At 43.9% G+C, this 12,323-nt stretch carries 10 protein-coding genes and 2 pseudogenes; 4 read left to right on the forward strand and 8 right to left on the reverse strand.

What is annotated here, in order from left to right; genetic code table 11:
* Nucleotides 1–76: 76 nt before the first annotated feature.
* The 4 genes and pseudogenes from F6J94_RS20630 to F6J94_RS20645 all read right to left on the reverse strand — a co-directional run bounded on the left by F6J94_RS20630 (nucleotide 77) and on the right by F6J94_RS20645 (nucleotide 4,560).
* Entirely contained in the window at nucleotides 77–1,153 is a 1,077-nt protein-coding gene (locus F6J94_RS20630) for a ScyD/ScyE family protein (protein ID WP_293043800.1), read from the reverse strand.
* Nucleotides 1,154–2,354: 1,201 nt separating this feature from the next.
* Entirely contained in the window at nucleotides 2,355–2,795 is a 441-nt protein-coding gene (locus F6J94_RS20635; protein ID WP_293043802.1) for an NUDIX hydrolase, read from the reverse strand.
* Nucleotides 2,785–3,237, reverse strand: a complete 453-nt coding sequence (locus F6J94_RS20640) for a hypothetical protein (protein WP_075903920.1) — start codon at nucleotides 3,235–3,237, stop codon at nucleotides 2,785–2,787. Before F6J94_RS20640 ends, F6J94_RS20635 begins: the two co-directional genes overlap by 11 nt.
* 68 nt (nucleotides 3,238–3,305) lie before the next feature.
* Nucleotides 3,306–4,560, reverse strand: a pseudogene (locus tag F6J94_RS20645) (RNA-guided endonuclease InsQ/TnpB family protein).
* Between the two features lie 290 nt (nucleotides 4,561–4,850).
* On the opposite strand from F6J94_RS20645, the gene folD reads away from it, so the two are divergent.
* From folD to F6J94_RS20665, 4 genes and pseudogenes are all read left to right on the forward strand, one after another.
* The gene (gene folD / locus F6J94_RS20650; RefSeq protein ID WP_293043805.1) at nucleotides 4,851–5,714 is read left to right on the forward strand and encodes a bifunctional methylenetetrahydrofolate dehydrogenase/methenyltetrahydrofolate cyclohydrolase FolD; all 864 of its coding nucleotides are present in this window, start codon (nucleotides 4,851–4,853) and stop codon (nucleotides 5,712–5,714) included.
* A 361-nt stretch (nucleotides 5,715–6,075) separates the two neighbouring features.
* Complete coding sequence (crtE, locus tag F6J94_RS20655) at nucleotides 6,076–7,005, forward strand: geranylgeranyl diphosphate synthase CrtE (protein WP_293043807.1); 930 nt, start codon at nucleotides 6,076–6,078, stop codon at nucleotides 7,003–7,005.
* Between the two features lie 217 nt (nucleotides 7,006–7,222).
* Nucleotides 7,223–7,678: a divergent PAP2 family protein gene (locus F6J94_RS20660; RefSeq protein ID WP_293017938.1), complete on the forward strand. Its 456-nt coding sequence runs from the start codon at nucleotides 7,223–7,225 to the stop codon at nucleotides 7,676–7,678.
* Between the two features lie 143 nt (nucleotides 7,679–7,821).
* Nucleotides 7,822–9,124: pseudogene (locus tag F6J94_RS20665) on the forward strand (RNA-guided endonuclease InsQ/TnpB family protein).
* Between the two features lie 102 nt (nucleotides 9,125–9,226).
* Here F6J94_RS20665 and F6J94_RS20670 read toward each other — a convergent pair.
* The 4 genes from F6J94_RS20670 to F6J94_RS20685 all read right to left on the reverse strand — a co-directional run bounded on the left by F6J94_RS20670 (nucleotide 9,227) and on the right by F6J94_RS20685 (nucleotide 12,144).
* Complete coding sequence (locus F6J94_RS20670) at nucleotides 9,227–9,871, reverse strand: hypothetical protein (protein WP_293043809.1); 645 nt, start codon at nucleotides 9,869–9,871, stop codon at nucleotides 9,227–9,229.
* 54 nt (nucleotides 9,872–9,925) lie between these two features.
* On the reverse strand, nucleotides 9,926–10,249 hold the full coding sequence (locus tag F6J94_RS20675) for an MgPME-cyclase complex family protein (RefSeq protein WP_075903987.1): 324 nt from the start codon (nucleotides 10,247–10,249) through the stop codon (nucleotides 9,926–9,928).
* A 22-nt stretch (nucleotides 10,250–10,271) separates the two neighbouring features.
* Complete coding sequence (locus F6J94_RS20680; protein WP_293043811.1) at nucleotides 10,272–10,994, reverse strand: pyridoxine 5'-phosphate synthase; 723 nt, start codon at nucleotides 10,992–10,994, stop codon at nucleotides 10,272–10,274.
* Nucleotides 10,995–11,232: 238 nt separating this feature from the next.
* Nucleotides 11,233–12,144 (reverse strand): acyl-CoA desaturase, encoded by a 912-nt coding sequence (locus F6J94_RS20685; protein WP_293017933.1) that lies wholly within the window; start codon nucleotides 12,142–12,144, stop codon nucleotides 11,233–11,235.
* Nucleotides 12,145–12,323 lie beyond the last annotated feature (179 nt).

Genomic DNA, 12,323 nt, shown 5'->3' on the forward strand with positions numbered 1-12,323 from the left:
CTTCAGACTTTTACCGTGAAACAGCAAAAACAAGAATTGTTTTACCGAGAAGATTACATTGAACCGTATCAGTCACCTACTTCGTTACACTACGTCCTTGCACACTAGCAATAGTTGTACGCTTTCCATCAGGAGTTATTTTGATGATAGAACCTGGTGCTGGTGGATTTTTCCAGGCTGATTCAGTAGAATATTCTAAAACATATAGATTATTTTGAGAATCAAAAGCTATATCAATCAGATTCGTAAAGCCATCAGCAAAAAATATTGGTTCGTTATCTAGTCCAAGTGTATAAATACGAGCCTCACCTTCTGGATAAGGAAATCCCGTGAAGTCAACCACATATATGGTTCCATCTGGACTAATTGCAATTCCTGTAGGAACTGATTGCAATGAAATCTCAGGTGGTCCATCAGGAAAAGGAAAAATTGGATTTTCAAAAGGGCGACTTTCAAATATAGTATTTGTGGTCAAATTACTACCATCAAGTCCTACGCTAAGTATATCGTTTGCCCCGGAGTCGATGATTAAAGCATTTCCATTGTCAATAACAAAAGAAAAAGGGTTACTTACTAAATCACCTTGATCTGGATTATTTTCCTCTTCATACTTCGCCAAATCTGCCGTTCTAGTCCATGAATTTGTGTCAAAGTCAAGAGTAAGTAAGTGTCCAAAGTCAGGAATATTGACTACTGTATCCCGTAAGGTAGGATCACCAGCAAAACCATTGATTACATAAGCATTGCCATCCAGATCGAATGCGATATCCTGGGGACCAGTAGCTTCAACTCCATCAGGAAGTGCTAAGGATGGGAGTCCAGTAATGACCCGTTGCTGCATTCCATTCTCAATCTTGGTAACTGCACCTGTTGGACCATAACAGATTTCTGCACCTTGCACACTTGGTGACGGAACACAGGCACCATCTCCCCCCGTACCAGCCTCTGTAACATATAGAGCCCCATCTGGCCCTACGGTAAGATCTCGTGGATTATCAAGACCACTAGCAACCAAATTGAGTGTAACAGCTTGTGCTGTTGTTGTACCAGAAATAAAAGCAAAACACAAAGTTAGTAGTTTTAGGGGAAAGTTCTTTAGTGTTCTGTTTGCTCCAGTTGTTGATGCATGATTGTTGAAAATGTTTCTATTCATATTAAGTAAGATTAAATAACAACTTGATTTTTATGGTATTGGTGAATACTTTATTGACCTCTCCTGGCTAGAAACAGGGAGATTATTGGAAACATTTGACGTTGCTGATTTGAAGTATAAAATTGATTAGTTGAATAAGCAAAAGCCTTGTATAGACCTTGCACTGCAAAGTCTCAAAATCTAAATTCATACCCTGATTCAGTAACGCCAGACATTTTGGCATCGCTATCCTTTCAGAAGCACTTCGGCTTCTGGTTCAGATTCCAGCCCTAGACCCGTTCGCCTTTTCAGGCAGATTTATATCTGGCAGGCGCATACTGTCCCACTGTTCACGAGTAGGCTTTATAGTTTTGTACTGACTATTTCTTTGTCAGTATTTCAAACTTATCAAAAACCGGAATATAATTATAGGGAGCTCGAAATCATCATCAAATCTTTACAAACTTACGACTGTTTGCATAATTATGAGGTACCTGGGGAGACATGCAAGCCTGGTTGACTGACAAAAACGGATCAGGAGCAGGTGGGGAGGCCAAAAAATCCATTTTGATAATGTCTCAGATCTGTCAACTTCGTGTACTTGGGTATGTCACCGACACACGACCTAGCTCTAATTCCATGACTCGATCCTGTTCCGTTTAGAGTCACATGCCTCAAGGCCAACTATTGCGGACAACTATTGCGTATATGGGGGAACTGAAGTACCAATAACGCCCATTTTGGGGATTAATTATTTAATCAAATTAGTTCTTCAGTACCTACTATGCTAAATTTCCAGTTAAAAAAACTCATAAAGCTTGCTGAATAAGGGTTATAAGGCAATTTAACTAATAAAATTTTCTGAATACTGCCTCTTTACCCTGCTCCCTGCTCCCTGCTCCCTGCTCCCTTTGCCAAAGTGTTTATTTAGCATAACAAGTACGGAAGAGCCATCAAATTGCAATTCATCAATCGTTAACATCAAATCAGCGACTACTAAAAAGCGATTGACCGTAGGTCACGCTACGCGAACGCATTTCAGTGGCGGTTGTGCAGAAAAATCTCCAAGATAACAAAAAGGACAACAAGCATTCTTGATAATGCTGTGCTGTCCGTGAAGGGTTGAAGGTTCAAGGTTATCCAGTTGTTTTGTTCGCCTTTGGCGTTCGGTTTAGGGTAGGTTATCTGGTTGTTCTTGCCCAGGTGTCCGGTTTAAAGTAGCTTATACCAAGCTGGATCCCTTCTCCAAAAAATCCAGTAGAATACGCTGATGAGCAGGACCAAGGGGTCGCACCTGACCAGCCTTGGCAGAATAAGACTCGCCCTGGCGAATCTGCTCAGGAGTCAACAACCCCATATCCCAGCCTTCCCCTAAGACCAACTGTGAGAGTTCCACGGTCAGGGGTACTGCAAAAACATGACGGAACACATGGGGTTCAGGATAATGGCCAAACAAAGATGCTGAGGGTAGCGCATAGCTAATTTCTTCCACCAATTCCCGCCTGAGAGCTTCGATTGGGGTTTCTCCGGGTTCGATGTGTCCCCCAAATAAACCCCACAAACCAGGGTAAAGAATACCAGGAATATTGTCCCGTAGCTGCATCAGGAACTGACCTTGCCGATAGAGAATAGCGATCGCTACTTGAACTTGCTTACTGCTCATCTGTTGGTGCTGGAAGTAAGGGGGACTTAGGTTGATAGACTTGCCGTTGTAGCTGCTCAAGCTCTTGAATAAATAATTCACCCAAATCTTGTCCAGCAATGGGAATGCTTTGAAATTGAGGCTTACCTTGGATCAAGACTTGATCACCGATATTGGGCAAAGTTCCCTGAGAGACTACCCAAATGGTACTAGTGGCATCTTGGAGTTCATAAGCATTCGCATCTAAAAGTGGTGCTTGATTAGTAACTTTACCCCGAAGGTAAACTGTATCGATAGTATTCTGATTTTGTGGTATATCAAGGATTTTTGTGACCTTTACACCAGGGTAGCTAATATTAAGCTGATGAATGCCATTATGGGCTAAGGGACTACAGCCAACAGTCCCGGCTCCTACAAGTAAAACCCAAAACGGTAAAAGAGTTGACCAATACTTAGTTGGCATATTGAAATCCTATGATGTTTTCAGTTGTCAGTTGCCAATGAACTCTGTGTGACTACTCCCACATCAAATCAAAGATTATGATGTGGGCTTCTCAAATTCACAAATGAGACTTGCTGTTCCTCAATATCCTGTATTGATTTACCGCAGCCATTGAGCGGCAGTCCAACCGCCAATAATCCACGATTCAAAATGTTGATACCACTGTTCCAATCACGTTCGCGCAGCGTCGGCTTCGCCGAATCGATTTTGATATTACAGCTCGAACAACAATGAACGCGATCGCTTAAACTTTTCAAGGGCCCTGGAACCGCAATTAAAACACTCAATGCTTGTACCTCGTGGGTTGACTTCCTGGACTAACAAACCGCGTTTGACCGCCACTGCTTGTAATATCTCCAAAAAAGCTCCCCAAGCTGCATCATTTATTGACTTTGCTAACCTAGTTCGAGCCAGCCCTTTGATGTTTAAATTTTCGTGAGAAATTAGGTCGTACTTACCGCACAACCAATGAGCAACCTGATAATGAAACTCTTTCCGACAACGAGTCAGATAAAGGTGCATTAAGGCGACTTTGTGCTTGGCTTTTTTCCAGTTATTAGAGCCCAATACACGGCGCGACATTGCTTTTTGAGCTTGAGCCAGCTTATCCTGAGCTTTTCTGTAAAACTGCGGGATAGGTACCGCCTCGCCATCGGAAGTAGTCAAAAACTTTTCTAGCCCAACATCAATTCCGACGGCAGACTTGACAGAGCCAATAGGCAAAAGTTCGGGAACTGTATCATCTTTCATTGAGATACAGCAATACCAGCCATCGGCCTTCTTGACAATAGTGCATTGCTTAAGGGTAAAGCCAATGGGTAATGACCGATGCATTACCACAGGTATTGACCCAATTCGGCTTAGTTTTAAGATCCCATCAGCCAGGTGTGCTCCCGCCTTTGAACTATTGATCCTAGGAAAAACGAATGATTGACCTTTGGTCACGCTGCGCGATCGAAGTTCTCCTGCTTTCTTGAATCGAGGTCTACCACCACGTTTACCATTAGCGTCAGGCTTCCTCCATCTATCCCACGCTTTATTGAGTCGTTGCAAGTTGACTTGCTGAGTTTCTGCATAGATTTGCTTGTACTCAGGAAACAGTCGCTTAGTTTCCTTGAGAGCCGCTTGTTGAGTGTAATAGTTAACCGGTTCTGGGATCTCACCGATCGGCTCACTGATTAAGCTACATCTATCAATCGGGGAACGAGTCCGATTGAGCCAATCAAGTCGTTGCCCTAGAGCATAGTTCCAGTGACGACGCAACAATTCAAGCCACCTTTCCATGATGGCTATCTGTTCGGGACTTGGTTTGATTTTGTAGCAGTACGTTAATATCACAATGCTATTGTACAACTTACGATCTGTTGAGAACTTCCAGACGCTGTCGGGCAATTCCCCTCCCGTTAAATCGGAGATTATAACGGGAGACCCCTTGCCCGTTTAGTTGGAGGAGTAAAAAAGGAAGTAGGTTGAAACTTGAATGTTCGTTCCCCAGCCTAGAGTAAGTCGGCATCTACAATGTTTTAATAGGCAGCATCTGTACACCCGTCTACACTGTTTAACCCAATTGACCAATGACCAACATACTCGATGGTAAGACCATAGCTAAAAAAATTCAGACCCAGCTGCAAGAACAGACACAGAAGCTGACGTTGAAACATGGACGACCACCTGGATTAGCAGTGTTGATGGTAGGTGACAACCCGGCTAGCGCTGCCTATGTTCGTAATAAAGAGCGTGCCTGTGCTAAAGTGGGCATTGCTTCTTTTGGTCGTCATTTTCCCAGTAACACGTCCCAAGCAGAACTCGAGCAAGCCATTAACGCCCTCAATCAAGATCAGCGTGTAGATGGAATTCTGGTCCAGCTGCCCTTACCCGACCACCTAGATGCTGTTTCATTACTGCACCAAATCCATCCGGATAAAGATGTTGATGGATTACACCCTGTTAATCTAGGTCGTCTGCTCAGGGGAGAGCCTGGTTTACGTAGCTGTACACCAGCAGGGATAATGCACCTGTTGCAAGAGTACCAGATTAATTTGTCTGGTCAAAAGACAGTAGTGGTAGGACGTAGTATTTTAGTAGGTAAACCCCTGGCACTGATGCTACTAGAAGCCAACGCTACAGTAACAATTGCTCATTCGCGCACCCAAGATCTGGGGGAGCTGACACGTCGAGCTGATATTTTGGTAGCAGCTGTGGGACGACCTCAACTGATTACCAGTGACATGGTAAAACCAGGTGCTGTTGTAATTGATGTTGGTATCAATCGCGTTAGTGATCAACAAGAAAAATCTCGTCTTGTGGGAGATGTCCACTTTGACTCTGTTCAGGAAACTGCCCGATATATTACCCCTGTCCCTGGTGGCGTCGGACCGATGACAGTGGCTATGCTACTAAATAATACAATCCTTAGTTATACAAAGAGGTATTCTTGAACAGTTTTGCTCTGGTGAAGATTGACAAGAGTCTATTGAACCTTTGTTTATGACTAAAATCATTTAAATTCACAGGAGGCTAGGTCAACAAAAGAACTAATTAAAAAAACTTAAAGCTATAAGATATAAAAATATTAAAAATCTGTGTTTTTTGTTTAAGAACATATTAAATGTGGGGATTGACAGGGATAGACTTTAGTTTAGCGCTACTGATAAATTTCACAACTCGACAATCGTAAATACCATCAGTAAAGAGTTTTGTCCATCAAACGAGAAGCAGGAGAATTAGACAAGGGAGTTTCAAGAAGACCCCCAGCCCCGTAAAATTGTTAGAGGAATCAGATAATCAAGGAATCAAGGCATGGTAGCGACGGAGGGGCGACCTACCCCCAAGAGGGAATCCCCAAGTTTAGACTTAGTAACTTACTTAAAAGAGCGAAAAGCTCTAATTGAGTCAGCTTTAGACCAGGCTCTGCCCCGAATGGAGCCCGACAAAATTTACGAGGCAATGCGTTATTCTCTTTTGGCTGGAGGTAAACGCTTGCGCCCGATTCTGTGCCTAGCTACCTGTGAGCTGATGGGTGGCACGGTGGAAATGGCAATGCCAACCTCCTGCGCTCTGGAAATGATCCATACCATGTCATTGATTCATGATGACCTACCAGCAATGGACAATGACGATTACCGTCGGGGTAAACTAACTAACCACAAAGTTTTTGGTGAGGACATTGCCATTCTCGCAGGTGATGGTTTATTAGCTTATGCATTTGAATATGCGGCGGCTCAAACTAAAAATGTACCAGCTCCCCAAGTTTTGCAGGTAGTTGCTTGGTTGGGTAGAGCAGTCGGGGCATCGGGATTGGTTGGGGGTCAAGTGCTTGATCTCGAATCAGAAGGTAAGTTGGATATTAAAGAAGAAACCCTCACCTTTATCCATACTCATAAAACTGGTGCTTTGCTAGAAGCCTGTGTAGTTTGTGGTGGAATATTGGCAGGGGCAACGACAACTAACTTACAAAAGCTTTCCAAATATGCCCAAAATATTGGTTTAGCATTTCAAATTGTCGATGACATCCTAGATATCACTGCTACTCAGGAGGAACTGGGTAAAACAGCAGGTAAGGATGTTAAAGCACAAAAGGCAACTTATCCTAGTCTCTTGGGGCTAGAGGCATCAAAAACAAAAGCCCAGGAGCTGGTGAATGAGGCAAAAGCTCAAATGGAATCCTTTGGGGAAAAGGCTCAACCCCTGATTGCGATCGCTGACTTTATTGTGAATCGCACTCATTAAGGTACTTGGTATTGGGGTAAGGCCAACGAAAGTTAAAGGATGAAGTGTTTAATCCTAGCCTACAGGAACACCAAAAACAAACTTCATCCTTAATTATACCATAGAAGGGACGCTATCCAGGGAACATACTTCATAATTCATACTTGATCCTTCATACTTCATCGTTTCCCCAATGCTGAGTTATCGATGACCAATGACCAATTTAAAATAAATAATTATGCAGGACTTTAGCGACATCCTAAACAACCAGGTGTTGCTGGTTGCGCTCATTGCTTGTCTGGTGGCTCAACTATTTAAGTTTTTGGTTGATCTAACCAAAAATCGCAAACCTAATCTTCGGGTACTGATGACTGCTGGTGGAATGCCTAGTTCTCACTCAGCCTTCGTCACTGCCTTGGCATTTGGTGTAGGACAAACAGTAGGATGGGCTTCTCCAGAGTTTGCGATCGCTTTAGTGTTTGCGATCATAGTCATGTATGATGCTGCTGGTGTCCGGCAAGCTGCCGGTAAGCAAGCTCGAATTCTCAACCAAATTATCGATGAGTTGTTTAGCGAAGACAAAGAGTTGAAAGAAGACCGCCTTAAGGAATTATTAGGTCATACACCCTTTCAGGTGCTTGTTGGTTTGGTGTTAGGTATCGCTATTTCTTGCATAGCAGCAACGGCTTATTGATCGTGTTAATTGGTAATTTGCCATTACCTAGTTAAAAGGGGACTATTTAACGAGTAGGGGAGTTTGAGGGGACGAAATTAGCTTGACACGTTAAGGCGAAATATATATAATAGTAACAGAGGTCGAAAACAGAGGAAAATGCAGTGACACATAAGGCCGTAAAAGTCAGGATTTATCCCACCCAAGAGCAAGTTCATATATTAGCTCAGCACTTTGGTTGTGCTCGCTGGTGGTGGAACTATGCTCTCAATCAGTGCATAGAAACCTATAAAGAAACTGGCAAAGGCTTGAAACAATCTGCACTCAATTCCATGTTGCCGAAACTCAAAAAAGAAAAAGAGACTGAATGGCTAAAAGATTGTTATTCTCAGGTATTACAATCCGTGAGTCTCAATCTTAGTCGTGCATATCAAAATTTCTTTGTTCGCGTAAGCGTGGCCAATAGGCCAAGGCAGAGCAAAATACCCCAAGTTCAAATCATATCATCATCGCCAATCGATACAGTATCCCCAGAAAGTAAAACAAGTGGGCGACTGTCTTAAATTCCCAGGGAAACTGGGAGTTGTTAAGGCAGTAATTCATCGACCATTGGACGGGGAAATCAAAACTGTAACGGTTAGCATAAATCCTTCGGGAAAGTACTATGCTTCCGTTCTAATGGAGTACGAATCAGATGGGACAAAGCCGTCTAAATACGGGAACGTGATGGTCCGTAAGGACCCGCTAAAAGCGATGAGCCCGAAGGGGCTCCGCTGCGCGATCGGTATTGATTTGGGTATCAAGGATTTTGCGATTACCTACGACGGCGAAAAGACCTCTAAGTTCAGCAATCCCAAACATCTAGCTAAATACGAAAAGAAACTAGCTAAAAAGCAACGTATTGCTGCCCGGAAGAAAAAGGGCAGTAACAGGCGCAGAAAAGCCAAAAAGATTGTAGCTAAGATATACGAACAGATTGGAAATGTCCGCCAAGACTACCTCCACAAATTATCTAGAAAGATAGTTGATAACAACCAAGTAGTGGTAGTCGAAAACCTAAATGTCAAGGGCATGCTGTGCGCTACGCGCACGCTTCGCGAACGTAACCATAAACTAGCTAAAGCAATTTCTGATCTAGGCTGGGGAACCTTTGTAAACTTTCTTTCCTATAAATGTGAAAAAGAAGGAAAAGTATTGGTTGAGATAAACAGGTGGTTCCCCAGTTCTAAGACCTGCTCTAATTGTCATTACAAAATCAAAGAGCTCCCATTAGATGTAAGGACATGGACTTGTCCCAGCTGCGGGACTCATCACGACAGAGATGGTAATGCGGCGAAGAATATTAGAGCAGAAGGGATCAGAATGCTATCCTCCTCTGGGACGGGGGAGGTCAACGCCAGTGGAGAAGAAGTAAGACCAAAACGCGGACGTCCGTCCAAGTTGAGGCGTTCTTCCGTGTTCGCGTAGCGTGGCCAAAGGCCAAGCTGGAAGCCCCGACCTGGCCGTAGGCCACGCTTTCGGCAAAGCCGACGCTGCGCGAACGCGAACAAAGTAGTAGGTCGGGGTAGTTCACAAGCGAACCACCTTACGTTTTAGTAGGGTAACTCGGCGACTATCAACAACCATTGCCCAAAACCCCCCTGCGCTCAGTCGCCTTAAGATTGAGTTAGCTTGGGTTTCACTAGTTGTGTGTACTGTCAGTAAGTAAGGTCGCTGAGCATAAGAAACCAAGCCAACATTGACGCCCAGTAGTTGCTCTAGTCGGGATGCCACTTCTGGTTGATTGAAGTAGTCCACCAGAACTGCATAACCATCACCCAATCCCTGAGGAGTATAACCTCTATTAGTAGGCTGTATAGTATTAGGCTGGCTTGACGGTGGAGATTGAACTACAAAAGCTGAGTATCCCACTACCTGATCCAGATAGCGTGCCCAATCTTTAGCATCGTTAATGCCTCTGAAACCCCCAACGCGAGTTACTCTGTCTTCCAAATATTGACAAAAATCCGTTTTTGCGCTACTTGGTAAAATTCGTTGAATTTGTTCGTGATTTTTCCTAATTCGGCTAAGCACTAACAAAATGTACTCACCGTTTTGTGGTGGTTGGCATTGAGCAGCTATTGGTTGAGCATAAACTGAATCAAAGACACCAGCTAAAGCAGCCAGTGCTATTGAGACAATTTGTAAAATAAACTGTATTGTTTCCCTGGTCATAGATGATTAGATAGTAGACCCATAGCCACTGCCTTGGAAGCAAAAAACTAACCATCAAACTGATGCCAGAGACGCTAGAGGATCAGGGATACTATCTGATGGTGCCTGAAATTCACCAGTTTTGACAAATTCTAGGCGCAGCTTTAACCAAGTGATGAACTTAGGATTAGTAGAAATGATCGCCGTTGCTGGTTGCGGACACTCCTGCTTGACCTGGGACATTTGGGAACTTTCCAAGAATGCTGGCTGGTTGACTAACCAAAAGTCTATTTCTTTTTCCTGTTCATGGTAGTGCCTGGTACGTTCCCGAAGTACTTCCTCCAATGGTTCTTCTTCAAGGAACTTTTGACTGGCTAAAACGTAGTAGTAAGTTTGCATAGTTTCAGTTACTGAGGAAAGCTCAAAATTTACCTTGCATCGCTTGTTTCATTTCTCTAACCGCCCGTTCTATACCCACCAGAGATGCCCGAGCAATGATGCTATGACCAATATTGAGTTCTTCCATACCTTCGATACAAGCAACCGGGTAAACATTCCAGTAGGTAAGACCATGACCAGCATTGACTCGTAAGCCAGCAGCAATCGCTTGTTGGCATCCGGAGGCCAAAACTTTTAATTCTTTAGCCTGACTGACTTCATCAGTAGCTTCTGCATAACTCCCCGTATGAAGCTCAATAAATTTAGCTTTTGTTTGAGCAGAAGCATCGATTTGGGCAGGATCAGCGTCTATAAATAAGCTAACGGGAATACCAGCGCTCTGTAACTGGGCTACAACCTCACTAAGGCGAGGCATTTGCCCTGCTACATCTAGCCCTCCCTCGGTAGTCACTTCTTCTCGTTTTTCTGGTACGAGGGTAACGTAATCGGGTTTAACCTCTAGAGCGATCGCTACCATTTCATCGGTAGGTGCCATTTCCAAATTCAGATGAGTTCGCACCGTTTGTCTCAACAGAGCAATGTCCCTCTGTTGAATGTGACGTCGGTCCTCTCTTAGATGTGCGGTGATGCCATCCGCACCAGCAAGCTCTGCCAAAACCGCTGCTGCCACTGGGTCAGGTTCTACAGTGCGCCGTGCCTGACGAATTGTCGCAATATGGTCAATATTTACGCCAAGTGTTAGCACTAATGTTTTTCTCCTGGATTTGACATCCTAGCCACGACCATAGCGCAGCTTGGTCTTGAATTCCAAGGCTTTACAACCTTAGCTTTGAGCAACATAGCCTTTTCTAGTTTAACAGGGGGAGGGAACATCTAGAGAGATTATCTATCAAGTGTCTACAAGACAGTCCCCCGTGAATTAGAAAGCCCCTCGCGGGCGTGCGCAGCGAGGGGTAGTTCACCTGAAATTCTTAATCCTGGGATTAGATGCTTCTAGGTTGCAGTTCGTCTTTTGATGGTAATTTGACATTCCAGGCTAGTCCTAAGCGCTGAAGCAGCAGGATGAAGAACCAACCCAGGTCAAGTTGCCACCAATAATGTCCAAATCTTGCTGAGTTGGGAAAAGCATGGTGATTATTGTGCCACCCTTCACCAAGGGTCAAGATGGCGACGATAGGATTGTTCTTGCTCATATCAGAGGTAGTAAACAGCTCTTTTCCCCACAGGTGGCAAACTGAGTTGACACAAAAGGTGATTTGACGGACCAGAAAAATCCGAAATGCTCCGCCCCAGATTAAACCACCTAAGACTCCTGATACAGAACCAGTCAAGACTCCACCCAGGAAACCAGGAATTAACAGGGAAAGCAATACCCAAAAGACGTAGAGGTTGTCTATTCTTCGGATCAGCTTGTCCTTGATTAGGTCAGGAGCATACTTATAGGGAGGCTGCCAATCCACATTCACAATCCAAGCAATATGGGAATGCCAAAACCCTTGGATAAATCCCCAAAATCCTCCCTGGTGAAGATGGGGTGAGTGAGTGTCTCCGTCTTGGTCAGAGTAAATATGATGGCAGCGATGATGGTGAACCCAGCTAGTTACTGGTCCTTGAGCTGCCATACATCCAGCAATGGCTAAGAATGCCCTTATAAATGGTCCAGTCTGAAAGGCACGATGGCTAAAAAGCCTGTGATACCCGACGGTAATCCCGATAAAATTCAGGATGTACATCCCGAGAAAAAGACCAATATCGAGAGGCTGGACGTTCAGTTTCTCAAGGAACATAACTACTATCGCAGCAATTACTCCCAAAGGGGAGATGGCGATAACGATAGTAACTAAAGTTTTCTGGAGTGTGCTAACTTCTGGGGAAGTAGATGAAGAGATTGACACTTGTGTTGTTTCAATAAAATACTAATACACCAAAACTAAGCATATCCGATTGCTTGTGCAACATTTAACCTGTACAAACCTACTCACAAGCAGATAGGACGATGGTATAGCATTAGTTTTAACTAATGGTTGTTGCCGACAAAGCAATGCCAAAAGCATTGCGCTAATTTTCTTAATGG

Source organism: Moorena sp. SIO1F2 (genome assembly GCF_010672755.1).
In the GTDB taxonomy this organism is placed as follows: Bacteria; Cyanobacteriota; Cyanobacteriia; order Cyanobacteriales; family Coleofasciculaceae; genus Moorena.